The sequence below is a fragment of the Nitrosomonas sp. genome (assembly GCF_022842015.1).
Classification (GTDB): Bacteria; Pseudomonadota; Gammaproteobacteria; order Burkholderiales; family Nitrosomonadaceae; genus Nitrosomonas.
Genome location: NZ_JALHQJ010000012.1, coordinates 23,926 through 50,487 on the forward strand (window position 1 = coordinate 23,926; position 26,562 = coordinate 50,487).

The following is a 26,562-nucleotide window of genomic DNA, read 5'->3' on the forward strand; positions in this document are numbered from 1 at the left end:
TTTATATTATTGGATCGTGGATTTTGCCCAGCGTACTATATCCTGTTCGCCCATGGCACCGGATTGCCGGGCAATTTCCCGACCGTCTTTAAACAATACTAAAGTTGGAATGCTGCGAATTTGGTAACGAGTGACCAGACTTTGTTCTTCTTCAGTGTTTACTTTGGCTAGACGTACTTCTGGCTCCAGAATAGCAGCCGCATTCGCAAAAGCCGGGGCCATCATGCGGCATGGGCCGCACCACGGCGCCCAGAAATCGACCAGCACCAGGGTGTCATTGTTGGAAATATGCCGATCAAAGTGATCTTCTGTCAATTCAACGGGGAGTGCGTTGAATAATGCCTGATGACAGACACCGCATTTTGGCACTGCAGTCAGACGGTCTGCTGGTACGCGATTGGTCGCATGGCAGTGTGGACACACGATATGTAACGACATGAGTGGTTTTCCTCGTTAATTCGGTACTATAAAATTGACTGCTAGCTTTCGTTCGGTTCAGATGCTTTCAGGCGGGTGCGCAGCAGTTCAACTTCTTCGATCAGATCGGCAACCAAGCCGGCCAATTCGGGATTGCATTCAAAATCCCGTTCAATGGCAACAATCCTTTTAACGCGTACGAAGCTGCGACTATCAAATATCCATCCATTCGGATCCATTTCAATGAGGTTTTCATTTGGCAATAAGCCCCACTGAACGTGTTCAATGATCCACTCCCGGCTGACCCGACAGCTTCGCGCTAGCTCATCTAAACTGAGCCTGGCATCTTCGAGTAAAATGGCGTCGATTTCTTGTGGCATAGCTTAGACTCCAAGATTTTGGCGCGGATTAAACGCGAGTTCTTGCGCCATGGTTTGGTAGAACTTGCGTGCTTTTTCTGTCGTGGCGAGTGGCAGTACTACTTCCAGCACTAAATATAAATCACCAGGGGTGGCCGCTGGAATACCTCGAGCTTTCAAGCGCAATTTACGACCTGTTTGAGAGTTTTCCGGCACCCTTACATCGACCAGACCATCGGGGACTGGTATCTTAACTGTAGCACCCAACGCGGCTTCCCATGGAGTAACGGGCAATACAGCATAAATATCCTTGTTTTCGATCCGGTAACGTTGGTGTGGTTTAAAATGAACTTCCAGAAACAAGTCTCCTGGGGCTTCTCCAACATGGCTAGGGCCACCTTGTCCGGCGAGCCGGATCACTTGTCCGGCATGCACTCCTTTGGGAATACGTACATTCAGTGTATGTTCCACGAGTATGGTATGTCCCTGGTTGTTCAGTTTGGGCATGCGCAGTGTCAGGCTGCGTGTTGTGCCGTGATAGCTATCTTCCAGGTCGAGCATAATTTTGGCGTGATGATCTTCACCGCGCATTTGACGGGCGTGCCGGGTACCCGAGCCCATTTGATTTTTAAATAGCTGCGAAAAGAAATCACTGAAATCGGCTGTCTGCGCATCACTAAACCCTTGTCCTGTGAATTCAAAACCCGCGTCCCAGCCGGGGGGGGGGTGAAAGTCGCTGCCAGCCTGAAACCCTTGCCGTTCCAATTGATCATAAGCAGCACGTTTCTCTGGATCAGATAACACGGTATTAGCTTCATTGATTTCTTTCATTTTTTGCTCGGCGCCCGTTTCTTTGGAAACGTCTGGATGATACTTACGTGCCAGACGGCGAAATGCTTTTTTGATTTCATCAGCCGTTGCATCGCGCGAAATGCCGAGCGTTGTATAATAATCCTTGAATTCCAAGTTAATTCTCCTGGTTCGATGCGTTGTTACGTCATGAACATTATTGCTGCTTTGAGCTAAATAGTGAAGTTCTGGTTGCGAGAAAATCTATCCCATTAATTTTGTTTTATGAGGGTGCGTAGCACGATTTAAAAGTCGCATGATTAATATATTCGATCATTCAATATCAATACTGCATCAACCAAGAATTATATGGCAGGATTAATTCAGATTGATTATTAGTCTTCAATAATCAACCAAATTTAGATGAATGCGGCAATTTGCCACATTCCATGAATCTTGCACATTGTGCATAATCGATAGGTTTATTCAAAAGCTCGTAGCTCAACGATTTAAATTAAGATAATGCATTTTCTCAAATTAACTCTATTTTTATTTTAAGAATTATCGTGTTACTTCGATTCTGAAAAGAATTTGAAAGGTGTCACTCAGAATTGACAGTTATTCCTTTTAACTGCGGCAAAGCAAAGAACTAAACAATGCAGCTTAAACCGCAACATACAACAAAAGTGGAGTTGTAGTCATGAAAAAAAAGTCGTTAAAAAAAGCTGCCGTTCTCATCGGCATCGCCATGGCAATCTGCCAGGGAGGTGTTGTTTCGTCCCATCAATTGATTAATAGCCTTACCGCAGTTGATGCTGTCGATCATTTTCTAGTTACCTGTAGTGAAGCAGATAATCATCATCTGTTTGTGCAGATCGATGATCTCAGGGTGGTAGATAATAGACAATTCAATCTGTTGGTTGCTAAAGACAAGGTGGCTTCCGGCAACACTAATCCAGATGGAAAATCAGGCCCTGTGATTCGACTGGCAGGGGGTGCAGGTGTTTATCATGTATACGTCAGTCAGACGGCGGGTGGTGATAAAGCAGCTAATTACCAATTAATTTTTCATTGTGAAGATATCGATAATGCGCATTTTGAAACATCGGTGTTTACTAAAATCGATCAACCATAGCATGTCTGAGTCTATTGATTGCTGTCGTCATCGGATTGTCTGATCGGAATTAAACGAAAGCCGGTGTCGATACTGTTCCAGGACAGAAAAATCTGCTTGCCGTCAGTGATCAGTGCAGGGTGAGCAGACTGAGTTGCTGTTTCGGCAACTACTTGCGGTTTTGACCAGCGCAATCCACCATCTGTAGAATACATAGCTTCCACGCGGGTCTGAGTGCCGTCAAACACCTTCCATGCGAGCGCTACTTGTTTATCCAAAGCCAGCACATCGGCTCGGCCAGGTAATTTATCTTGATCGCCCACTTGCATTGGATTGGAGAAGGTTTTTCCTTGATCATCGGACCATGCATAAAAAATCCCGCTACGTTTTTCTCCCTGAGTAAACCAAGCCATGTGATATCGTCCATCAGCGCCGATCGACAAGGCAGGTCCGTGCGCAGGACACCCCTCAATTTCCCAGTCATCGAACGTTACTCGCCACGGTTCGCTTGTTTTTCCGTCGGGGGATAGCTTAAGTAAGCCATGATCGCGGATATTTCCAGGAAAGACATAACGGGCCAGCATGACCAGACTGCCATCGACATCCTCAGCCATTGCTGTACGGCAGCAGGAGCAGATGTTTTTCGCAATGCGTTGATCCGCAGGAAGGTTAATTATTTTGCCGGTTCTTGCAGACACATGGTAGATCGATAGATCTCCATCGCCCTGTTTTTTGTATTCGGCCCGATCCCGCACATCATGCCAAATAAAATGCACGCGATTTGCTGTGTCTATTAGCATCTCCGTTTGATAGTGGTACCAGGTATTGGCTTCAGAGCTAATTTTAACCGGTGTGCTGAACTGGGTGCCGTTGTCGGAATGGCTGAAAAAACTGGTACTGGATTGTTTATCATCAGCAAAGTAGAGTACATACACTCTCCCTGTCCGATCAACGGCTAGGGTGGGCGGATTTTCATCCCATGCATGTATTGGCATGTCTGTCGAGTTGACGCGAACCGGTTGACTGAAAGACTTGCCAAAATCGACTGAATAATCAACAGAAATGGACTGCTGCGCAGAAAGAAGGCGCCACAGTCGCCCATCTGGCCCAAATGTCGCTGCAGTATAGATTTTTTGTTCAGGCAGTAATTTTTCGGTTTCAGCAGCGAGATTATGCGATAAAGCTAGTAATAATAGAGTGCTGCATAACGAAGCAAAATGATTCATGTGAGTATATTTTGTGTAGTCGCGGCTCAGAGTTAACCCCTCCTGCTTGCTTGGAACAAGTATAGTAAGAGAAGTACATCAATTAAAAGAGTGTGAGGGAGATCCCTGTTTCAATTTACACTACCTCAATAGAAAGAAATCCTGAACTAAAAGTAGGTTTAATTGATAATTGCCTTGAGCATGGTTTCGAGCGTCTCGCCCGATACAGAGCCACTGACACCGACACGTTGGTGATCTTTGTCGAGAAAATAGGTGCGAGGTACTTCACCATACCATTGGGGGTCAATTTCATAACGTAGTTTTTGGGGGTTGGCGTCAGCAAAGATCCAGTTATCCGCATTATTCAGTTCATTCCCAGTCAGTATAGACAGCGCTTGATTAGAAGCTGAAGCATCATCAGTTGCTAGCAGGATCAGGTTAATATCCGGCATTTTTTTTCGAAGCTCACTAAGTAATGGCATCTTTTTTTTGCACGAGGTGCAGTTGATAGACCAAATCAGCAATACGAATGGTTTGTTGGCATATTCATTCAGTAATTGTTGATAGCTGCCTGAAGTAAAATGCTTCAAGTCAATCTGTTCAGCGTGAGCAGGGAAGGCAATGCTGCATGACAAGAATAGTAAGTAAGTAATTAGAATTTTAGGTGACTTCATGATGATGATGCCTCTTAATATTTGCGATATCGGGATCCCTAAGTATCAAAATTTTAATGTGAAATTGTGTAAAACCAGGTTACTTGATCAGTGTTGCTATTTGCGAACAGGGTATAAAAAACTATCCGTCAATTCCTCTATGCTATGATTATCTACAAAATTTGATTGTTTGAACATGCGACTAATTGTCGCAGTTTCTTTTGTTCGGAAGTTGTCGGCGATTACTGAAGAGTAATGCAGGTGAAAGGGTGAGGTAAGGGTTGATTTTATTCTGTAAACGAGACAATGAAATTTAATTCGCATAAGTTGTTAAAAGGAATATTACCCCCAGAATCTAGATACTATTTCTGGGGGTTTAACTCGAATGCCTGCAGATATGCCGCAATTTTATTTTTTCAAGGCATCACATTGATCAAGAAATGCTTGTCGTGCAGCTTCGTCGTCCTTCAAATCAGAAAGTGAGGATTCCAATCCTTTTCCTGCACAATTTACCGAACTTGCTTCGGGCACTCCACCGCAACCGAACAGAGCGAAACAAAGGCCAATCATACAAACGATGCTATATTTTTTAAAATTCATCTAAAATCTTCCTTTATAAAATATTCATTATGGCTTGATGGTGATATCCGATTTTTTAATCGTTTGACGTCGGCTCGGCCACACGAACCTAACGATTTATTTTACCTGAATCCATGCTTTTTGTATTTTTACTATGTTTTGAACCATACGGAGCGCACTGATGACGCATCAAATATGTTCATTAGCTGTATCTTTGTGCATTGCTACTCGGTATATTGCGCTTACGCTTAATGCGCTCAGCAATCTAAAAAGCCAAACCAAAATATGATAATCTGGCGTCAAATCTGTATACTTCGTAATATTTTGAGAGATTCCTATCGACTATAAGCAGTATTCAAACCCACTGGAGCCGGCCAATGAAGTTTTCGATTTACCGCTATGATCCCGATAAAGATGAAAAGCCTTACATGCAGGATTACGACGTTCAGTTGGCAGCGACCGACAAAATGCTGCTGGATGCGTTATTGCGTATCAAATCGATTGATGACAGTTTGAGTTTACGCCGCTCCTGCCGCGAAGGTGTGTGTGGATCGGACGCGATGAATATCAACGGACGCAATGGATTGGCGTGCATTACACCAATTAAAGGCCTGAAAGATCCGGTGGAAATACGTCCATTACCTGGATTGCCGGTTATTCGTGACTTGATCGTGGATATGACACAATTTTTTCAGCAATACCATTCGATTAAGCCTTACTTAATCAATAATGATCCGCCGCCTGAGACGGAACGGTTGCAGTCACCGAAAGAAAGAGCTGCTTTGGATGGTGTCTATGAGTGCATTTTATGTGCATGCTGCACAACAGCGTGTCCTTCCTTCTGGTGGAATCCGGATAAATTTGTCGGGCCAGCAGGATTGTTGCAAGCTTATCGTTTTCTAGCCGATAGCCGCGATCAAGCAACTGCTGAGCGATTGGATAATCTGGAAGATCCTTATCGGCTGTTTCGCTGTCATTCCATCATGAATTGTGTAGATGCGTGTCCTAAAGGTTTGAATCCTACCCAGGCGATCGGCAAAATCAAGGACATGATGGTCAAGAGAATGGTATGAAAGAATTCGAGCGTGCATGCTGGCGCTGTCGGCGTGGTATGCTTGAGTTGGATATCGTGTTGCAGCGATTTATGGATCATAATTACCGGCAACTTGATGAAACGGGATTGCTGCAATTTGAACGATTATTGGCATTGCCGGATAACGATTTATGGGATCTGATCAGCGGAAAGCAAGTTAATTGCGACACGCAGTGGCGGTCGGTATTGGAATTACTGCAAAAGAGCTAGGTTTTGAGTGTTATTCGTTAACACTATCAACCTATTAACCATGCATACTGATTAATATTGCAATTTGTGGAGAGGTATTATGGCACAAGAAGGCACAGCGACTCTGAATCTGAATAATGGTAGCGACCTTATCGAGCTGCCGGTTTTATCCGGAACCATGGGTCCGGATGTGATCGATATTCGCAAGCTGCACGGGCAGAGTGGTTTGTTCACTTATGATCCTGGTTTTTTGTCGACCGCTAGTAATAATTCCGCGATTACTTTTATCGACGGTGACAAAGGTATTTTGTTGTATCGCGGCTATCCAATTGAACAATTAGCACTGCATTGTGATTTTATCGATGTATGTTACTTGTTGTTGCAGGGTGAATTGCCAACTCCGGGGCAAAAATCGGAATTTGATCTTACAATAAAAAGCCATTCCATGCTGCATGAGCAGCTGGTGAAATTCTATAGTGGTTTTCGTCGCGATGCCCACCCGATGGCGGTGATGGTCGGAGTAGTTGGTGCTTTATCGGCTTTTTATCATGATGCTTTGAATATTTCCGATCCGGTGCATCGTGAACAGTCCGCATTACGGTTGATTGCAAAATTGCCAACGATTACTGCCATGGCGTATAAATACAATATCGGGCAGCCGTTTGTTTATCCATATAATAGCTTGGGTTACACTGAGAATTTCTTGCACATGATGTTTTCTGTGCCGACAGAGAAATACGAAGCCAACCCGGTGATTGTGCGTGCATTGGATCGAATATTAATTTTGCATGCAGACCACGAACAGAATGCTTCTACCTCCACTGTGCGCTTGGCGGGATCTAGTGGTGCTAACCCATTTGCCTGTGTCTCTGCCGGTATTTCTTGCTTATGGGGGCCGGCACATGGCGGGGCAAACGAAGCTTGTTTACGTATGTTGGAGGAAATCGGCGATGTTTCGCGCATTGATGAATTTATTCAACGCGCAAAAAGCAAAGAGGATAACTTTCGGTTGATGGGTTTTGGCCATCGCGTCTATAAAAACATGGATCCGCGGGCAAAGTTGATGCGCGAAACGTGTCATGAAGTTTTGAACGAATTGGGATTGCAGAATGACCGATTGTTTAAACTTGCGCTACAACTCGAAAAAATTGCACTCGAAGACGATTATTTTATCTCGCGCAAGCTTTATCCTAACGTCGATTTTTATTCCGGCATCGTGCAACGTGCATTAGGTATTCCAACCAGTATGTTTACTGCGATTTTTGCGATGGCAAGAACGGTTGGCTGGGTGGCGCAATGGAGCGAGATGGTTTCTGATCCCGATTATAAAATCGGGCGTCCACGTCAGCTATATACCGGCTCAGCCATGCGGGATATTCCCGACTCGTTTTCCCAAAAATAGTTTTTTTAAGACTGTCATTTTATGAACAAGCCGTTGATGGAAGAAACTCTTTTGTTTGGAACTAATGCGAGTTTCATAGAGGCGGTTTATGAAGAATATCTGCACAACCCTCATTCTGTTACATTAATGTGGCGAGAATACTTCGATAAGTTGGCCCAGCAACCGGAACACATGGCCAGTAAGGCATCAGCCACTGCTCCAGTTACCAAATCTTCCGGATTAGAAATTCAAGCTGCGCTTCCTGAGGTAATGTCGATTGATTCAGATGATCGCAAGCAAGTGGCAGTGTTGCAACTCATCAACATGTATCGCAGTCTAGGATTGAATCAAGCCAATCTTGATCCGCTGGGTCTCAAACAACAATTGACCATTCCCGAATTGAATCCTTCGCATTTCGGATTGACCGATGCGGACATGGATAAAGTATTTAATACTGGTTCATTGGTTGGACCTGATCGTGCTTCGTTGCGTAAAATTTTGCAAATCCTGCAGGAGACCTACTGCGGTTCGATTGGCGCCGAGTACATGTACATTTCTTCGGTTGAACAAAAGCGCTGGATACAAGCGCGACTGGAAGGGCAGCGCTCTAATCCGGGTTTTCCGATTGACGTTAAGTATCATATTCTTGAACGGCTCACTGCAGCAGAGGGACTGGAAAATTATCTACATACTCGTTACGTGGGGCAGAAACGTTTTTCGGGAGAAGGTAATGAGAGTCTGATTCCATTGCTGGATAGTTTGATTCATCGCGCAGGGAAAGCGGGCATACAACAAATTGTAATGGGAATGGCGCATCGCGCTCGGCTTAATGTGTTGATAAATACTCTGGGAAAAATGCCAGCCGAGTTATTTCGCGAATTTGAAGAAAAGCAGCCGCAAAACTTGCCGTCGGGAGATGTGAAATATCACCAAGGTTTTTCTTCTGCCATCAAAACATCCGAAGGTATCGTACGTCTAGCCTTGGCTTTTAATCCTTCACATCTTGAAATTGTTAATCCGGTGGTTGAGGGCTCGGTGCGCGCCCGTCAACATCTATTAAACGATAAACTTGGGGATCGCGTATTGCCAGTATTGATTCACGGTGATGCGGCGTTTGCAGGGCAGGGCGTAGTGATGGAAACGCTGAATTTATCCCAAACTCGTGGCTATGGTACTGGCGGTACGGTACATATTATCATTAATAATCAAATCGGATTTACCACTTCAGATCCGCGCGATAGCCGCTCCACGTTATATTGTACCGATGTTGCCAAAATGATAGAGGCACCGATATTTCATGTCAATGGCGATGATCCAGAAGCAGTCGTGATGGTGGCTGAACTGGCGTTTGATTTCCGTATGCGGTTTCATAAGGATGTCGTGATCGATATGGTGTGCTTCCGTCGCCTTGGCCATAATGAGCAGGATGAGCCAATGGTGACGCAACCCAAAATGTATCGGATCATCAACCAGCACTTGGGTACTCGCAAGTACTATGCCGATAGGTTGGTCGCCGAAGGGGTGATAAAGTTGGAAGAAGCGGATAGTCTTGTCCAAGCTTATCATGACGCTATGGATGAAGGTGTCAATCCGAACAAGACGGTTTGTTATGACTATAAGTCTCCGTATTCCATCAACTGGGAGCCTTTTTTAAAACCATTCAAATGGAATAAGCGGATTAAAGCCGGTGTTGCGATGCAAACGCTGAAACAGCTTGCCATAAGGCTGACGGATATTCCTCAAGGGTTCAAATTGCATTCGCGCGTGGAAAAGATTATTGCCGATCGGCGTTTGATGGGCAAAGGGGAATTGTCGCTAGATTGGGGAATGGCGGAGAATCTAGCTTACGCAACTTTGTTGAAGGAAGGATACCCAGTGAGATTGTCCGGGCAGGATTCGGGCCGTGGTACATTCTTTCATCGTCACGCGGTGTTGCATGACCAGATAGCAGTGGATCAGAATGAACGTATTTATGTGCCGTTACGCCATCTTTATCCCGAGCAACCGGATTTTGTTGTGATTGATTCGATGTTGTCGGAAGAGGCGGTGTTGGGCTTTGAGTATGGGTATGCAACAACGCAACCTAATGAATTGATTGTCTGGGAGGCACAGTTTGGCGATTTTGCCAATGGCGCGCAGGTGGTAATCGACCAGTTTATTGCCTCAGGTGAAACCAAGTGGGGGCGTATCTGTGGTTTGGTGATGATGCTGCCGCATGGCTATGAAGGACAGGGTCCCGAGCATTCTTCTGCGCGCTTGGAGCGTTTTCTGCAATTATGCGCGGACTACAATATTCAGGTTTGTGTACCATCGACACCGGCACAGATGTATCATTTGCTTCGCCGACAGATGATAAGACCGATACGCAAACCGTTGATCATCATGAGTCCGAAGAGCATGTTGCGGCATAAAGAATCGGTTTCGAGCCTGGACGAGTTGGCGCGTGGATATTTTTATCCGGTTATTTCCGAAGTCGATAAATTAGATCCGAAAAATGTTAAGCGGATTATTGTTTGCAGTGGAAAAATATACTATGAATTATTGGTCTATCGTAAGGAACAGCGCATCAAGGATATGGCAATCATTCGACTGGAGCAATTGTATCCATTCCCGCACGAGGAATTTCAGGCTGAAATCGATCGTTTCAGCAAGGCTAAAGATGTCATTTGGTGCCAGGAAGAACCTGGCAACCAGGGAGCATGGCACCGCATTCAGCATTATTTGTTGCGCCATATGCGATCTGATCAGGAGTTGGGTTACGCGCTGCGCGCTTCTGCAGCTTCACCGGCCGTTGGCTATCTGGCAAGGCATAAGTTTACGCAGAATGAATTAATTGTGGCAGCATTCAGAGATAAAATATAGAAAGAGGGCACCATGTTAGTTGAAGTCAAAGTACCCGTGTTATCTGAATCCGTAGCGGATGCTACTTTAATCTCTTGGCAAAAAAAAGAAGGAGATTATGTCAATCGATCAGAAAATTTGATTGATATCGAAACCGACAAAGTCGTGCTGGAATTGCCGGCTCCCAATGCGGGTGTATTGACTAAAATTCTAAAAAATGACGGTGCTACCGTGACCAGTGGTGAAGTCATCGCCATGATTGAAACGGAAGCTACCGACACTAAGCCTAGCCAACCGGATAATCAATCGACTACTGTTCCTGAAAAAGAAATAATGGTCGCTACTGAGAAAAATACAGAAGATCGTTCTGTTGAGGATATCCATCAAGAAAAATCTGTGTTGATGCCGGCTGCGCGTAAGTTGGCCGAGGAAAATGATCTGAAAGCCACAGAAATGTCTGCGATAAAAGGCACCGGCTTAGGTGGTCGTATCACCAAAGAGGATGTGCAAGCCTATACGGAACGCAGATCCAGCGTATCCTTGAAAGTTGAGTCCAAACCTGAAGCCAGCGTTACTTCCACATCAGGAACGCGTACCGAACGTAGAGTTGTCATGTCACGACTCCGGCAGCGCATTGCAGAACGGTTAGTCGAATCACAATCTACCGCAGCGATTTTGACCACCTTCAATGAAGTTAACATGCAGGCGATCATAGACCTGCGTACACGCTACAAAACTGAATTTGAAAAGGAATATGGCGTAAAACTGGGTTTCATGTCGTTCTTTGTCAAAGCTGTAATTGCCGCGCTCAAGAAATACCCGGTTGTCAATGCCTCGGTTGAAGGCAATGAGATCATCTATCACGATTTTTACGATATCGGCATTGCCGTTGGCAGTCCACGTGGACTGGTAGTGCCGATTATCCGCGATGCAGATCGTTTAACGCTGGCGGAAATCGAGTTGCAGATTGCTGATTTTGCCAAGCGTGCGCAAAATGGTAAGCTGGGCATTGAAGAACTCAGCGGCGGTACTTTTTCAATTACCAACGGAGGCGTTTTTGGCTCCATGTTGTCGACCCCAATTATTAATCCGCCGCAAAGTGCTATTCTCGGTATCCACGCTACCAAGGAAAGGCCAGTGGTGGAGAATGGGCAAATTGTGATCCGCCCAATGAATTATCTCGCCTTGTCCTACGATCACCGAATTGTCGATGGTCGAGAAGCGGTTTTGTCGCTGGTGGCAATGAAAGAAGCGCTGGAATATCCGATGAGTCCGTTACTGGAAAAATAAACAGGTCATTGCAAGTGCAATGCCCACAAGCTCACACGAGAACTTTAACCGCGTGAGATCAATTTTACGCTTGTGTTAGCAACGTGAAGTTTGACTGGAGAGTGCCACGTTTCAATAAGCTGATGTGGCACGACATTTCAATTTCCTGCAATTCCTCATTGCAATGGATTGACCGCAGTGCAGTGTTCGCCTATCCAGCGACCTGAAGTTTCAGCTGATGCATGTACTAGATTGCCGCCGATAGTACTATCGAATTCGGTATTTCCCGCGAAGCTTTCCGGGCTAGTAAAACTGCCTTGAGCAAAGCCATCTCCTTGAAAATGTTGATTGGAACACGCCAAATCGAGCTGATAGCGATTGCCAGTGCGAGTGGCATTTTTTACCGTGCAGCCGGAGCGGTTTTCATAAAAATAAGTAGGAATTTCTTGCTTTGCCATTTCCTCGGTGATACAAACTTTTGACGTGGCCGCGCCATTTTCTATTTCGGGTAGTTTAAGGCCGTAGCGGCTGGCGAGGGTGCTCAGTTGCTGCATCTGTTCTGACGGAATGTGCGGAACTAGTGCCAGAAGATCGGAGCGAGTAGTAATTTCCCATAAACCTGGGCGAATGTGCTCATGTGCAACAACAGGCGCCGTGATGGTGAGTGTCAACAAACTTGCAATAAGAATTTTGCGCATTAAATGTCCGTAGAGTGTTTCTTGAAAAGATTAGCTTGACAAAAGTTTCTTTAAATTGCGCCGATAAGTAGCGGCTTGGATAACCAATATTGATTGCCAATTTTAGTAAGTTTAGCCGATTCGCGATTAGCTTCCCAGTATAAAAACTGGATATCCAGATTACTTGGCGGTACGGCATATAAATTGTGGTCATATCTTTATAATAATTGATTATTTATGCTCATACTATCAACTGCTGTATATTTCACACTTTCGTTTGGGATGTAAAACATATGGAATGGCAAGGCTGGTTTACATTGGGTTTATGTGTTGCGGTGCTAATGACACTTATTTTTACTCGAGTTGGTCCTCATCTGGTCATGATTGGAGCGCTAACGATATTGAGTGCAACTGGGATCTTGAGTAGCTCCGATGCATTGAGCGGTTTTAGTAATTCAGGTTTGATTACGGTTGCGGGTATGTTTGTGGTGGCGGCTGGTATGCATGCTTCCGGTGCGATTGATCTGCTAGTTAACACATTATTAGGCAGACCTGCGACTCCGCGCGCAGCACTAAATCGCATGTTTTGGCCAGTTGCATTTTTGAGCAGTTTTCTTAACAATACGCCAGTGGTGGCCACGATGATTCCAGCAATTTATAGCTGGTCGCGGAAGATTGGAATTTCACCTTCCAAGCTTATGATCCCGCTGAGTTATGCGGCAATTCTAGGCGGCACGGTGACGCTGATTGGAACGAGTACCAATTTGATTGTCAATGGTCAATATCAGGCACTGACCGGTGGGCCAGGCTTTTCTTTATTTTCGATCACTGCGGTTGGAATACCGGTTGCGATAGTGGGTTTTCTATACATGTGGTTATTTTTCCCTAAATTGTTGCCGGACCGCACGCAAGGCCAGGCTTTTTCCAATTTGCGTGAATTTACACTGGAAGTATCCATTGCGCCGGACGGTCCCTTAGTCGGGAAAACGATCGAGCAAGCTGGGCTAAGACATTTGCAGCGGGTTTATTTGATTGAAATTGAGCGTAACGGCATTATATTGACCGTTGTAACCGCGGACGAAGTGCTTCAAGGCGGGGATCGCTTGGTATTTGCTGGCGACACCGACGCAATTTCTGATTTGCTGCGCATTAAGGGAATCGTGCCATCTGCCGAGGAAGGACAAGCGCAAACACAAACATTTGCTGAGCGGCATCCTGAGCGGCGCCTGGTTGAAGCCGTGGTGTCACCGCATTGCACTGCGGTGGGATATGCCATCCGCGATGCGCGCTTTCGCGCCCGTTATGGTGCTGCGGTTTTGGCCGTGGCACGACATGGCGAGCGTATCAAAGGTAACCTCGGAAGCATTATTCTGCAAGCGGGGGATACGTTGCTGCTGGAAGCAAGGCCAGCCTTTGTCACTCGGCAGCGCTATAATAAGGATTTTTTGCTGATTAATGATCTGAACACAGAAGCACCACGTCATGAACGAGCTTATGTTGCCTGGATGATTTTATTGGGTGTGATTACAGCTGCTAGCTTCGAAGTGATTACCATGCTTAATGCCGCGTTGATTGGCGCCGGATTGATGATTCTTACTGGTTGCTGTACTGCTAATCAAGCTGAAAGAAGCCTTGATTTAAAGGTTATCATCACGATTGCAGCATCATTCTCACTGGGCATGGCGTTGGAAAAAACCGGCGTTGCTAAATTTCTTGCCGAAAACATTGTTGAGCTAAGTGGAGGTACGCCGTGGTTGCTGCTGATTCTGACGTATATAACCATTTCGTTGTTAACCGAAGTTATTACCAATAATGCTGCAGCGCTTTTAATGCTGCCGATTGTGCTGGAGATCACTGAAAAAGCCGATTTGAGCAACATACCCTTTGTATTTGCCATCATGATGGCAGCTTCTGCCAGTTTTGCGACGCCTCTAGGATACCAAACCAATATGATGGTCTATGGGCCTGGCGAATATCGTTTTACTGATTTTCTCAAAGCTGGTGTTCCGATGAATATTGTCGCGGGCATTGTCACCATCACGGTTTTATTGATTGGGTGGCCGTTGACTAAGTGATTTGGATGAAAAAGCAATTAAAGTACGAAAAAAACGTATATCCCGTTTATTCCAAGCGATGCTGATGATTGATTACCTAAGCTATAGGAGATAACTGTATATGTCATTAAAAAAGTCAATTAAGGAATTTGGTGCTTATTTAGGCGATAAAGAATCGCTGCTGGATAAGAATTACCCGAAAATTGCAGATATGATCATATTACACTGGGGATATAAAGAGATTTATCAATATATCAATAAATTGCTCATCGTTGAAAAGGATAGAGACCGACAGGGATTCCCCGTAGAAGTATTGCAGGAAATCTATAAATTACAAGAGATACATGAGAAGCTGTTTCCTGATTTAAAAACATTATCAAATGGCTAATTGCAATATTGCTCTTGAACATGTAAATGAAAACGCGATTTTTAGCTACTTCTCTACCAATTTCAATCACGGTGGCGGATCTTATCCTTTCAGTGACGGCTGTTTTTTTCTGAATAAAATGAGTTTTGTATTCTGACTGATTGAGCCGTTGAATATTGCGGCAAGACGTACTACCGAAACAACCCTACAAACATTAATTGACGAAGAAGAGACATAACACGATAGAATCACTACTTTGAGCAACCGAATCTGATTTGACAGTTATCTTTGTCAAATCGGGGTGCAACTACTACAAGTAAGTGAATATACCTTTCAACTAATGTTGGTTACATTTCTGATTATAACTGTAACATTTGCCATTCTGACAATGTTGCCGCTCAGCCGCCATGAAGCATGGTGGATACGCGGACTTGATTTTCCACGACTGCAGCTTTTTCTGGCATTGCTGTTTACACTTGCATTGGAATTGTCGCTACTCGATTTATCATCGAAGCAAACATGGGGGCTCGTGGCGGTTGCATTGGCTTGCTTAGTCTATCAAGCATGGTGGATTGTGCCTTATACGCGGATATTCCCACGAGAAGTAAAGGCCGCAAACAACTCTGATAGCAGAGGGCGAATCAGAATTATTACCGCCAATGTCTTGATGACAAATCGGAATGCAAAAGTATTATTTGCGCTGATTCGGGAATTTCAACCGGATATTCTGGTAACTCTAGAGTCAGACCTGTGGTGGCAATCGCAGCTGGATATTTTGGAAACTGATTACCCCTATACGATCAAATGTCCGCTGGATAATCTTTATGGCATGCATGTCTATTCCAGATTTCCAATGATGAATAGCCAGATTGAATATCTGGTGGAACCAGATAAGCCGTCGATGCACGCGCTTGTACTGTTGCCATCCGGGCACAAAGTTCGGGTTCATTTTCTACACCCGGCACCACCCAGTCCAACTGAAAATAATGAATCTTCGGAGCGTGATGCAGAGCTTGTGATTATCGCTAAAAGTGTAGCTGAAACGAACGTGCCGGTTATTGTGACTGGGGATTTGAATGACGTAGCCTGGTCTGAAACAACGCGGTTATTCAGGAAAATAAGTGGATTGCTTGATCCAAGAGTGGGGCGCGGTATGTTTAATACTTTTCATGCAGATTACTGGTTTCTGCGTTGGCCGCTAGATCATCTGTTTCACAGCAAACACTTTATGCTCCAAAGTATAAAAAGACTCAGAAGCTTTGGTTCGGATCATTATGCACTTTTTACTGAACTCGTACTTACAGCTGACACGAATAATGAACATAACGGGCTGGATGCAGATGCTGATGATTTGGCCTGGGCTAAACGCAAAACAGAGGACCAGAATGTTGATAAGAGTGCTGTTCCCCAACCTGAAAAGCATTCAGTGGCCTAATCATTAAATGTTGCCAACGTTTATACAAATGATAAGCGCTTAGAGCCTTTGCTTATGCAAGTTCACTCAACTCAGGCAGGGTGTCGTAATCCTCAGTTCGGCGTACCTGTCACGAATTGAATCATGATTGCAGTTTGTAATTGTCTTTCTTATTTATTGTGCTGTCGACGGGCTGCGAAGCCGGAACTGAAATCCAAGAAATGAAGGTTTCATCAGCGCAGTTTTTGCTGAATATGGCCACTCGTAATTATGTCTAACAGCGTATCCTTGACCAATATGGTATCAGCATTGTCGGATGAAATGTAATCTGATGTTTCTTTGATTCCGATCAAGGAACGCTGGCTGGAGATTGAGAATAATTTGCAACTGTAAGACAGGAAAGATTCACGGTCATGTTTTGCATTGTTCTTCTGGAAAGGCGAGTTCTGGATAAAACTACAGAATGTCAGAGGGTTATGGACTAGTGTCCCGGAATACCTAAATTAGGTATATACTAAAAGAGCGTTGGTGGTTTTAATAGATATTTGAGAGTTGTTTTGAAACCAATCCAGTCGCTGAGATTTTTCAGAAATATTCGTGCTATTAACGTATTGTTATAAAAAAGGAGAAATGATTATGAAATCTATATCAACTGCAATCGTAGCAGGAACATTCGCATTTTTCATTGGTGCCCAAGCTTGGGCGACGGATGCGGGACATACTTCGGAAGCCATGGAGCATGCAGGGGAATCGAAAGCACATGGTGAAATGGGTCACGCCAAAGAGGCGCTTGCACATGCCAAGGAAAGTCTTGTACATGCTAAAGCGGCAAGAGATGATCACGCAGCAGCCCACAAACATATGGATGAAGCTATCAAACATTTGGATGAAGCAATCAAACATGCTGAAATGGGCCATGGCGAAGAATCTGCAAAGCATACTAAAGAAGCAGTGAAACATATGCGCGAATCAGGTCATTGATGAGCTAATACAGTGAAGTCATTTCCCCTCAAGCTCTTGAGGGGAAAAATTTTATTGATTAGTTTTTCGCTCCCATTTCCAAAGCTAGTTTTCTTGATAACTGAGTCGTTTCTTCGGAAACTTCATGATCCAACCATCCTTGCAGGTGAGTGCATGTAATATCTGCTAATGCTTGAATCCAGTCGTTTCGCTCATTCAGGCAAGGGATATAATGAAATTCCTTGCCACCTGCTTGAATAAACGTGTTTTTTGCTTCAATCGCAATTTCTTCCAGCGTTTCTAGACAGTCAGACACAAATCCAGGGCATATTACATCAACCCGTTGTGTTTGTGCCTTTCCCAATTGTTCCAGGGTGACTGCGGTGTAAGGGGTTAGCCATTTAGCTTTGCCAAAGCGCGATTGGAAGCAAACGATATATTGGCTTGCGTCCAAAGCCAATGCTTCAGCTAATAATCGTCCGGTTTTTTGGCACGCGCAATGATAGGGATCCCCCTTGTCCAGGCTTGAGCGTGGCGTGCCGTGAAAACTGATAATTAATTTATCAGGTCGTCCATGTGCGCTCCAGTAATCGCGCACATTGTGTGTCAGTGCTGCAATATAAGCCGGTTCATCGTGGTATTGCTTGACGGTGCGTATAGCTGGCTGATTCCGCATTCGGCTTAATATCGTGAAGACATTATCCATCGCCGCTGCAGTGCTGCTGGCGGCATACTGGGGAAAGAGTGGAATAACAAGAATGCGTTCGCAACCCTGCTCTTGCATGTTGTGCAGAATAGCAGCTACCGAGGGTTTGCCTATGTTCATCGCGTATTCGACCATAGGCGGGTTTTTTAACCGAATCTGTAATGATTCTCGTAGCAGTTTTGTTTGCCGTTCGGTGTGAATTTTAAGTGGCGAGCCTTCGGGCATCCAGATTTTTGCGTATTTCTCTGCTGATGCTTTAGGTCTGAAAGGCAGTATGAAACCATGCAGAATTGGCCACCAAATCACCCGAGGCACTTCAATGACGCGAGGGTTGCTGAGAAATTCTTTGAGATAAGGACGTAGCGCCTGAGCTGTTGGCGCGTCAGGTGTTCCTAAATTAATTAACAGTACACCAGTTCGATTACGTGAACCATGTTGATAGAGAGATTTTGAAGTCATGAATTCTAAAGTTTACCTTCATTTGAGAAAATAAATTAACGGTTTAACCAGATTTGCTAACAGGCAAGAAGTACGCAATTGCATAATGTGTGTTTGCTATTGATGACAGTAAAAAGCTCGCTTAGTATGGTTCAATGCTGCGACAGACTATTGGAAAGCAATTTTGCAGTAATCTCGACAATTGGGATAATGCGTTCATAAGCCATACGCCTGGGGCCGATCACGCCGACTGTGCCGACAATTTCGCCCTCCATTTCATAGGGCGCAGTCACCACGCTGAATTCTTGCAGCGATTCGACGTCGGATTCTCCACCAATAAAGATTTTGACACCATGTGCTTGTCGGCTTAACTCGAGTAATTGCAATAACTTGGTTTTACGCTCAAATAACTCAAATAAATTTTTCAAGCTATTCAGATTATCTGAAATATCATTGATTTGTAACAGATTGTGCTCGCCGGTCAGCACTACGACCTCGCTGCTTTCATTGATTGCATCGCCACCTACTTCAATCGCTGCACTCATGAGACTAATCATTTCACTGCGCAATTGCTTTAATTCATCGTCAAGGCGGCTGCGAATCTGGTCCAATGTACAGCCTGCATAGTGCTGATTGATGAAATTTCCGGCTTCGATCAGATCGGATTGACTGTAAGGAGTATTGGTAAAGAGAATCCGGTTTTGCACATCACCTTCGGGTGTCACGATAATCAGCAAAATACGCTTCTCGGATAATGCCATAAACTCCACATAACGAAATACTGCGCCTTTTCGTTTGGGTGTGATCACGACACCGGCAAAACGAGTTAATTCTGACAACAGCTGTGAAGCCGCACTGATCAAGCGTGATGGGTTGTCAGGATGTAGTTGATTTTCCAGGTGGTTCAATTCCATTTTATCGAGTTTTTTTACTACCAACAGCGTGTCGACAAAAAGACGATATCCCTTGGGAGTTGGAATTCTTCCTGCTGAAGTATGCGGACTGGCAACCAACCCCATTTCTTCTAGATCCGCCATCACATTGCGGATAGTCGCTGGGCTGAGATCAAGTCCGGAAAACTTTGACAGTGAACGCGAGCCGACTGGTTGGCCTTCGTGGATATATCGTTCTACCAGCGTTTTCAATAATATCTGTGCACGTTCATTTAACATGGTGCAATTCTACACGAATCAGCAGGATTCATAGTTTGGTTGTAAGAGTAATTTGTCGAATCTCATCTATGCTAAACTCCTTCGATAATGTTGTTGCCCTAATGGTTTGACGTTTGTATGGGTAGTATAGGTATTTTTTGAACGATTGATATTGCGGATTAGCTATGTCCAATTTGGCTATTTTCAACTTTGCTAAATTATTTTTGAGGCTAACCTGTTTGATTTTAGAGATAACTTTAGTATTTAATTTAATTCTGCCGCGATACTATAAAAATAGGCTATTTTCCTAAGTTATGAACGCTTCATTTTCAATCATTGCACTGATCGGTAAGCATAAAAATCCTGAAATTGGGATACCACTGCTGAAATTGGCCGAATATTTAACCGCGAAGAATTATACCGTTCTGCTTGATCACCTTACGGCATCACAGATTGGTAGTGATAAATATCCAGCATTGACTTTGGAGGATATTGGCGCGCAGGCCGACTTGGCGGTAGTTATTGGGGGTGATGGCACCATGCTGAATATTGCGCGGATGCTGGTTTCTTATGATGTGCCCTTGATTGGCATTAATCAGGGAAGACTGGGCTTTCTGACTGATTTATCGGTAGACACAATGTTTAAATCCCTTGATGAAATACTGACTGAGAAGTACATTACCGAGCGACGCATGCTGTTATATGCTGAAATTATTCGTAATGGTGTCAGTGTCTTCGGCAGTTTGGCATTTAATGATGTGGTGCTCTATCGCGGCATGAGTAGTGGCATGATTGAATTTGAAGTAAGAGTCAACAGCGAGTATGTGAATACACTGCGCTCTGATGGATTGATTGTAACTACACCGACCGGATCCACTGCTTATGCTCTGTCTTCCGGTGGACCGATTTTGCATCCTGGCCTGGATCTGATAGCGCTGGTGCCAGTCTGCCCGCATACCCTTAGCAATCGTCCGATCGTGATCGGACCGGAATCTGTTGTTGAAATTCAGATACAAAGTTGCGCGAACGTGCGCATCAATTGTGATAGCCATTCCTGCTTTGATTTGGAACTTACGGATAACATCATCGTGCGGCGCTTTCCCAAGACAGTACGATTGTTGCATTCGGATAATCACAGCTATTATCGTATGCTCAGGGAAAAGCTGGGTTGGAGTGAGTTTCCCTGATGTATGTACTGAATGCGAGTCCATGCTAAGGCATCTGAGCATTAAAGATTTTGTTATCGTTGACGGGATTGAGCTTGATTTCATGTCCGGTTTTACGGTGTTGACTGGAGAAACGGGTGCAGGTAAATCAATTTTGATTGATGCACTGGCTCTGACTTTGGGGGAGCGCGGTGACGCCAGCCAGATAAGGTTGGGTTGCGAGCGTGCTGAAATCAACGTGCTATTTGAGATCAATCATTTGCCGGAGTTATTGCACTGGTTGAACGACAATGATTTGCAGGGTGATTCCGATAGTTGCCTGATGCGCCGCATTATTGAAGCCAATGGTCGGTCGCGTAGTTATATCAACGGGCATGCGGTTACACTCCAGCAATTACGTGTCGCAGGAGAGTATCTGGTAGCCATACACAGTCAGCATGCGCATCAATCCTTACTACAGAAAGACGTGCAACGCGAATTGCTTGATGCCTTTGCAGGTTGTGGCGATTTGACACGAGCGGTTAAGATGGCTTATCAACACTGGCAAAATTGTTATCAGCAAAGAGCTGCCATGCAGCAATGTGCAGCGGAATCACACGGCAAGCGTGAGCAGCTCGAGTGGCAGTTGCAAGAATTAGTGACGTTAAATTTTACATCGGAGGAATGGCAGACCCTACAAACCGATCATAGCCGGTTATCACATGTGGCAGCTCTGCTTGCTGCTGCGGAGACGAGTATTGATACCTTATCTGAAAGTGAGTTTGCCGTACTGACACAAATTAACGCTGCAAAAGGTCAATTACAGGATCTATTGGAGTTTGATCATCAACTCAAACCCATTACCGATTTGCTCGATTCTGCGCAAATCCAATTGCAGGAAGGAATATACGAGTTGAAACATTATCGCCAGAATCTGTATCTGGATCCCCAGTTGTTACAGCAGATCGAACAGCGAATGTTAGAGATTCATACGACAGCGAGAAAATTTCGTGTCACGCCTGAAGAATTACCGCAATTGCTTGAGACAATCACTCTGGAACTGGAATCCCTGGGTTCGGATTCGGATATTAGTCATTTGCAAACACTCGAAGCCGCGGCGTTGACTGATTATCTCAAACAAGCCAAGGTATTGAGTCAGGAGCGGAAAAAAGCCAGCGAAGATTTGTCAGTGCAGGTGACTGCAGCAATGCAAAAGATTGCGATGGTTGGCGGCAAGTTTTCAGTGTCATTGATTGCTTTGGAAGCAGGCAATACGCATGGTTTGGAACAGATTGAATTTCAGGTGGCCGCACATCAAGGCCTGCCGTTGCGGCCTTTAGCCAAAGTAGTATCGGGCGGCGAACTGTCACGCATCAGTCTGGCAATTCAAGTGATCACCAGTAAAGTGGGCGTTGTGCCCACACTTATTTTTGATGAAGTTGATGTCGGAATAGGCGGACAGGTCGCAGAGATAGTCGGTCACTTACTGAAGAAGCTTGGAAAAGATCGACAAGTTCTGTGCATTACTCATTTGCCGCAGGTAGCTGCGACCGGTGATCAACACTTGCATGTAATGAAGTGTATCAATCAACAAACGAAAAATGCGCAGGTGGTCAGTCAAATTGCGTTTCTGGGTCCGCAGGAACGCATTGAAGAAATTGCCCGTATGCTGGGTGGTGTTAACATCACGCAAACCACACGGCAGCATGCAGCAGAAATGTTGCAAAGTGGTAGTAGTAATTAACTATTACCTGCTCAAGAAGACGATCAAGTAAAGTGTTGAAAGAAGTAATTCAGTGACGATTTAATGCTGCTTCCAACATCATCAAGGCAATACTCTGTTGTATGGCGATTTTCTTGGGATCTTTTTGCTTGAGCGCGCCGTTCTGGATCTGTTCCCTGGTTATGTCGTAGTAAATTTTCTTTCCGTTTCGCGAAAGTAATACCTTGTGTCGAATTCCGCAATCAGTTAATAATTTCAATGCATGGTTGCGGCTGACGCCTCCGAGTGCTTCCGATATTTCTTTTAGGCTAAGCATGAGCTGTTTTCCATTTTCATAGATTGATTTGGCTATCTGGTGTTAGTAAAGTCGTAGATAGCTCAAAGGATTTCTGATTAATAATGGTTAATAAATTCTGATCTCCAGTTCTTTTATGGTTATATCCGTTCTGACGATGAGGATGACTTGCGCCTACCGGATAAAGTGATTGGTGCCGATTGAATCAACGATCATCCGACGATAATGCTCAGATTTGCGGATTTGTAGCAGTTCGAGATTGCTGAGATTGTCGGTCAGGATTGTTCCATACGTTGGGTCGATATTTAATAATCGCTGTTCCAGCCAGGCGCGATTGGAAATTGGTATTGAATCATCGTCCAAATGGATGACATGATTGGTGGCGAGAAATATGAAATCATTAAAATCTGCACCCGGATCGGAAATGAATACGTGTTGATGCGGGAAGACTTGCGCCAATGTTTTGGAAACAGAGGCTAGCGCCGCATTTTTACCATTATCCAGGAAAGAAACAAAATTCAGTGCAAGAATTCCGTGTTTTGCAAGCAGGCCGTGCAATTGGGCTAATGCTTCAACAGTCAATAAATGGGTTGGTTCGGTGCCGCCAGTGAATACATCCAGAATGATTAAGTCATAAGGGCCTTTGAGCTGACGAATCTCGTAACGCGCATCGCCGATGATTCTACGACCAGTGGGCATAAAGCCGAAGTATTCGTTGGCCGCATCGGCAACGGCAGGGTCAATTTCCAGCGTGTCCGTTACAATTTCTGCCTTATTCAAAGTCATGACCATATGTCCGGCACCCTGGCCAATTAATAAGGCTTTTTCCATATTTGGTACGAGAAAAGGGATTTGTCCCACGATTTTCTGGTAGGTGAGGAGATTTTCTCCATGGCTGATACTGGCTGCGCCAATGGTGGAAGCGTCTGAAGTGAGCAAACGAATATTTTCCTTGGGCTTGTCAATTACACGGACCCAACCGTATAAGCTTTCTCGTTCGAATCGGGTTTGGAAGGTATCACTGAATTCTGCTTGCCCTGAACTGACGATTTGTGGATATAAACCAAATCCAATCACTAATAATAGGGTTGCTGGCACCATGACCGTAGAGGATTTTAGATATTTTCGCTCTATCCATGCCACAGCCACCGCTAGTATCAATAGTGCAATCCCCAGGCCCACAAAAATTTCACGAGAGCCGATCAAAGGAAATAGGTAAAAGCCGAGAAAAAGCGTGCCGATGACACTGCCAACCGTGCTGACAGCATAAATGGAGCCTGTGCTGGCACCTACATTAGACAGTGCGGAAGTGGACAGTTTAACTGCAAAAGGTCCAACCATACCCAGCATGATCAAGCTAGGCGAGAATAGGATCAGTGTGCTGATGAAGCTACCCAAACGCAGACCCAATGGATCTGTGGCCAGTAAAACTGGTCCTGCCAGCCAGGGAATGATGAGTGTTAATAGTCCTGCTGTTGCGATGATGAGAGATAACCTAGACCGTGCTCGGTCAGCCCAGATTCCGCCCAGATAATAGCCAAGCGCCAGTGCGATCAGTGTGACTGCAATGAGCGAAGTCCAGACATACAGGCTGGCACCATAGAAAGGCGCGATCAGCCGTGTGCCTAGCAACTCTATAACCATTACCGCTGCACCGGTGAGAAATACGGTGCAGTAAAGCCAGGCTTTGTCAAAAATTGTTGAAGATGAAGGATTGTTCATGGGTACCTTTTAGTGTTTTACCTTGTTTTTCTTGAAATCGTTGATGATGATATGGCCACCGGAAATGACCAGGTCGGGATATTCCAGCAATTTAAACCGTTCAAACGGATTGCCGCGGACGGCGATAATATCTGCCGGAGCATCTTTCATCAATGTGCCTAGCAACGGATAATTCAAATACTTTCCCGCTTCGGAAGTTGCTGATCTGAATACCCGCAGCACATCACCAAAGTCAATCCCGTCCGGACTGGTTAAATTCAACATTAATATCATTTCTTCTGCGTTGATGCCCCAGGGCACATTGTCATGGCCAATCTCAGATCCATAGATAAATTTTGATTTTGAATCGGGATTATGAGACATGATGTGCGCAAGCTTATGCGTATTGGCGTGAATTCCGGTGCAACCGGATAGGGTGTCCACCGTGGTTACGAAAGTTACATTTTGTTCTACAGCACGGTGTAATAAGTCGTCGCGAACTTCTGCGCAGGGTATATGTGTCCATTCATCCACGCCGGCGTCCAGTGCCAGTTCAACCCCGGTATTTTCTCCGACATGGGCGGCTACTTTGCGGTTTAATGCATGCGCCTTGGCTACTATCGCTTTGACAATATCCAAAGAAAGTAGCGGCCATGGTGTTTGCGGAGGCTCACCGTGACCGTGGCTTGACATCCACGGCGCACCGGTTTCACCCCCGGGTTCCAAAGCAATTTTGATCATGCTTGAACCACCGGCCACCAAATCGATTACGGTTTTCTCAGCTTCTTCAATGGTGGCAACCGCTACGCCAATGGTGTCGTATTTGTCATGACCACTAGACGTCTCGGTTCCGTGATTGCCGAAAAGATTCAATGGATAACCATCCACTGCCTGAATGATAGGGCCAACGCTCAATATACGCAATTTGCCGTTACCTCCCATCGGTTTCAACAGCGGCCCGCCGGTATCACGGATAGTTGTGATGCCATGCTTCAATACTTTATCGCTAGGGATTTTTTGAAAGGTAATGTGAGCATGGGATTCAATGAAGCCCGGCAGAATGGTTGCGTCGCCTAATTTCATTTTTCTATTGCATAATCCACTCAGTTGGTCTAGGGCGCCGACTTGAACAATTTTATTGCGCTTAATCAAGACGGCTGCATTTTCGTGCAGATCGAAACCGTCAAAAACGCGTTCGGCACTTATTACATAACATTGATTGCCTGCAGAAGATTTTGCGGAGTCATTTTGTGCAAAAGCATACAGGCTGAGAGAGGATATCAAGGCCAAGATGGTGAGTTGTATTACAGTTTTTAATTGATAAGTTTTCATTTTTATGTTTTTTATCGGTAATTGTTTTTATAAATTCTTCGGTAGTTTGCTGTGGTTTTTGCAGCGTGCTTGCGAATAACGAAGCGCTAATTAATCTTTGCAGAATGTTGGTGATTTAAGTTAGCTTAGATTAATTCACTACCATTCTAAGTAAAAAAAACAATATTGATAATGCGACAAATTGTCGCAGCCGTGACAAGACGACACTGAAATAATGTCGGTTAATTTTTTGTTAACTGGTTGTTTAATAATTTCTAATATGTGTTTGTGAGATGCTCGTTCTTGCGCTAATGCCAACCTGCGGCAATTTGTCACATTGTTTTCCTGTCGTTTGATCAATAGTATCCATTCCTGAAGAAATTGCTGTTTATCTCCTAGCGATTTTTTTAAATGATGTCTCGTTGAACAATCTCTTGTGGTGCGAACGCTTGTATCTCTGGGGGGTTATCTTTCTGCCGTGTGAAATAAAGGAGGATAAGCAATCAGTGGGTAATTAAGCGTAGTTAATACCCCGCAGCTTGCTGCGGGGTTTTTTCTTTAGAGATAGGCAGTTGGGGTGCGACAATTTGCCACATTGCTTTTGCGTGATAAGCAAAATAATATCGCGCCCTGAAATAAGTTCTTTTCTTCAGGGAATAAAGGTTTCTAGGCAGGTGGGAAAAGAATGGTTTTCAGTTGCCCTTTGAGATCCACCTCAAAAGGCAACTTTA

24 protein-coding genes are annotated in these 26,562 nt (G+C 44.7%); 12 read left to right on the forward strand and 12 right to left on the reverse strand.

What is annotated here, in order from left to right:
• Positions 1–6 precede the first annotated feature (6 nt).
• From trxC to Q0C11_RS03570, 3 genes are read right to left on the reverse strand one after another with little or no spacing between them, the layout of a single operon-like run.
• Positions 7–438 (reverse strand): thioredoxin TrxC, encoded by a 432-nt coding sequence (gene trxC, locus Q0C11_RS03560; protein ID WP_293005803.1) that lies wholly within the window; start codon positions 436–438, stop codon positions 7–9.
• A 41-nt stretch (positions 439–479) separates the two neighbouring features.
• Positions 480–797 carry a chaperone modulator CbpM gene (locus tag Q0C11_RS03565; RefSeq protein WP_293005805.1) on the reverse strand — a complete coding sequence of 106 codons (318 nt, stop codon included), beginning with the start codon at positions 795–797 and terminating at the stop codon, positions 480–482.
• A 3-nt stretch (positions 798–800) separates the two neighbouring features.
• A complete protein-coding gene (locus tag Q0C11_RS03570; RefSeq protein ID WP_293005807.1) occupies positions 801–1,742 on the reverse strand; it encodes a DnaJ C-terminal domain-containing protein in 942 nt (313 codons plus the stop codon).
• A gap of 523 nt (positions 1,743–2,265) precedes the next feature.
• Here Q0C11_RS03570 and Q0C11_RS03575 point away from each other — a divergent pair.
• The gene (locus Q0C11_RS03575) at positions 2,266–2,700 is read left to right on the forward strand and encodes a hypothetical protein (protein WP_293005809.1); all 435 of its coding nucleotides are present in this window, start codon (positions 2,266–2,268) and stop codon (positions 2,698–2,700) included.
• 11 nt (positions 2,701–2,711) lie between these two features.
• Here Q0C11_RS03575 and Q0C11_RS03580 read toward each other — a convergent pair whose 3' ends face one another.
• From Q0C11_RS03580 to Q0C11_RS03590, 3 genes are all read right to left on the reverse strand, one after another.
• A complete protein-coding gene (locus Q0C11_RS03580) occupies positions 2,712–3,905 on the reverse strand; it encodes a sialidase family protein (protein ID WP_293005811.1) in 1,194 nt (397 codons plus the stop codon).
• A gap of 158 nt (positions 3,906–4,063) precedes the next feature.
• Positions 4,064–4,558: a TlpA family protein disulfide reductase gene (locus Q0C11_RS03585; protein ID WP_293005812.1), complete on the reverse strand. Its 495-nt coding sequence runs from the start codon at positions 4,556–4,558 to the stop codon at positions 4,064–4,066.
• Positions 4,559–4,945: 387 nt separating this feature from the next.
• Positions 4,946–5,137 carry an entry exclusion lipoprotein TrbK gene (locus Q0C11_RS03590; RefSeq protein ID WP_293005814.1) on the reverse strand — a complete coding sequence of 64 codons (192 nt, stop codon included), beginning with the start codon at positions 5,135–5,137 and terminating at the stop codon, positions 4,946–4,948.
• A gap of 356 nt (positions 5,138–5,493) precedes the next feature.
• On the opposite strand from Q0C11_RS03590, the gene Q0C11_RS03595 reads away from it, so the two are divergent.
• From Q0C11_RS03595 to odhB, 5 genes are all read left to right on the forward strand, one after another.
• A complete protein-coding gene (locus Q0C11_RS03595) occupies positions 5,494–6,189 on the forward strand; it encodes a succinate dehydrogenase iron-sulfur subunit (protein ID WP_293005816.1) in 696 nt (231 codons plus the stop codon).
• Positions 6,186–6,419, forward strand: a complete 234-nt coding sequence (locus Q0C11_RS03600; RefSeq protein WP_293005818.1) for a succinate dehydrogenase assembly factor 2 — start codon at positions 6,186–6,188, stop codon at positions 6,417–6,419. The genes Q0C11_RS03595 and Q0C11_RS03600 overlap by 4 nt, the downstream gene beginning before the upstream one ends.
• Positions 6,420–6,498: 79 nt before the next feature.
• The gene (gene gltA / locus Q0C11_RS03605) at positions 6,499–7,800 is read left to right on the forward strand and encodes a citrate synthase (RefSeq protein WP_293005820.1); all 1,302 of its coding nucleotides are present in this window, start codon (positions 6,499–6,501) and stop codon (positions 7,798–7,800) included.
• A gap of 21 nt (positions 7,801–7,821) precedes the next feature.
• Entirely contained in the window at positions 7,822–10,641 is a 2,820-nt protein-coding gene (locus Q0C11_RS03610; protein ID WP_293005822.1) for a 2-oxoglutarate dehydrogenase E1 component, read from the forward strand.
• A 12-nt stretch (positions 10,642–10,653) separates the two neighbouring features.
• A complete protein-coding gene (odhB, locus tag Q0C11_RS03615; RefSeq protein WP_293005824.1) occupies positions 10,654–11,910 on the forward strand; it encodes a 2-oxoglutarate dehydrogenase complex dihydrolipoyllysine-residue succinyltransferase in 1,257 nt (418 codons plus the stop codon).
• Positions 11,911–12,065: 155 nt separating this feature from the next.
• On the opposite strand, the gene Q0C11_RS03620 is transcribed toward odhB, so the two are convergent.
• A complete protein-coding gene (locus Q0C11_RS03620; protein ID WP_293005826.1) occupies positions 12,066–12,587 on the reverse strand; it encodes a DUF3617 domain-containing protein in 522 nt (173 codons plus the stop codon).
• A gap of 272 nt (positions 12,588–12,859) precedes the next feature.
• On the opposite strand from Q0C11_RS03620, the gene Q0C11_RS03625 reads away from it, so the two are divergent.
• From Q0C11_RS03625 to smbP, 4 genes are all read left to right on the forward strand, one after another.
• A complete protein-coding gene (locus Q0C11_RS03625) occupies positions 12,860–14,641 on the forward strand; it encodes an SLC13 family permease (protein ID WP_293005828.1) in 1,782 nt (593 codons plus the stop codon).
• A gap of 100 nt (positions 14,642–14,741) precedes the next feature.
• On the forward strand, positions 14,742–15,008 hold the full coding sequence (locus Q0C11_RS03630; protein WP_293005829.1) for a hypothetical protein: 267 nt from the start codon (positions 14,742–14,744) through the stop codon (positions 15,006–15,008).
• Between the two features lie 319 nt (positions 15,009–15,327).
• Positions 15,328–16,422, forward strand: coding sequence for an endonuclease/exonuclease/phosphatase family protein (locus Q0C11_RS03635; RefSeq protein WP_293005831.1), 1,095 nt, complete (start codon positions 15,328–15,330; stop codon positions 16,420–16,422).
• A gap of 615 nt (positions 16,423–17,037) precedes the next feature.
• Positions 17,038–17,382 (forward strand): small metal-binding protein SmbP, encoded by a 345-nt coding sequence (smbP, locus tag Q0C11_RS03640; RefSeq protein WP_293005833.1) that lies wholly within the window; start codon positions 17,038–17,040, stop codon positions 17,380–17,382.
• A 58-nt stretch (positions 17,383–17,440) separates the two neighbouring features.
• On the opposite strand, the gene hemH is transcribed toward smbP, so the two are convergent.
• Together hemH and hrcA are read right to left on the reverse strand one after the other, a co-directional pair.
• Positions 17,441–18,526: a ferrochelatase gene (hemH, locus tag Q0C11_RS03645; RefSeq protein ID WP_293005834.1), complete on the reverse strand. Its 1,086-nt coding sequence runs from the start codon at positions 18,524–18,526 to the stop codon at positions 17,441–17,443.
• A gap of 131 nt (positions 18,527–18,657) precedes the next feature.
• Positions 18,658–19,677 (reverse strand): heat-inducible transcriptional repressor HrcA, encoded by a 1,020-nt coding sequence (gene hrcA / locus Q0C11_RS03650; protein ID WP_293005835.1) that lies wholly within the window; start codon positions 19,675–19,677, stop codon positions 18,658–18,660.
• A 293-nt stretch (positions 19,678–19,970) separates the two neighbouring features.
• On the opposite strand from hrcA, the gene Q0C11_RS03655 reads away from it, so the two are divergent.
• Positions 19,971–20,843, forward strand: a complete 873-nt coding sequence (locus Q0C11_RS03655) for an NAD kinase (protein WP_293005836.1) — start codon at positions 19,971–19,973, stop codon at positions 20,841–20,843.
• 22 nt (positions 20,844–20,865) lie between these two features.
• Complete coding sequence (gene recN, locus Q0C11_RS03660) at positions 20,866–22,545, forward strand: DNA repair protein RecN (protein ID WP_293005838.1); 1,680 nt, start codon at positions 20,866–20,868, stop codon at positions 22,543–22,545.
• A 49-nt stretch (positions 22,546–22,594) separates the two neighbouring features.
• Here the strand turns inward: recN and Q0C11_RS03665 are convergent, their stop codons facing one another.
• The 3 genes from Q0C11_RS03665 to Q0C11_RS03675 all read right to left on the reverse strand — a co-directional run bounded on the left by Q0C11_RS03665 (position 22,595) and on the right by Q0C11_RS03675 (position 25,852).
• Positions 22,595–22,840: a hypothetical protein gene (locus Q0C11_RS03665; RefSeq protein ID WP_293005839.1), complete on the reverse strand. Its 246-nt coding sequence runs from the start codon at positions 22,838–22,840 to the stop codon at positions 22,595–22,597.
• A gap of 153 nt (positions 22,841–22,993) precedes the next feature.
• Positions 22,994–24,541, reverse strand: coding sequence for a fused MFS/spermidine synthase (locus Q0C11_RS03670; protein ID WP_293005841.1), 1,548 nt, complete (start codon positions 24,539–24,541; stop codon positions 22,994–22,996).
• Between the two features lie 9 nt (positions 24,542–24,550).
• Positions 24,551–25,852 carry an amidohydrolase family protein gene (locus Q0C11_RS03675; RefSeq protein WP_293005843.1) on the reverse strand — a complete coding sequence of 434 codons (1,302 nt, stop codon included), beginning with the start codon at positions 25,850–25,852 and terminating at the stop codon, positions 24,551–24,553.
• Positions 25,853–26,562: the final 710 nt, after the last annotated feature.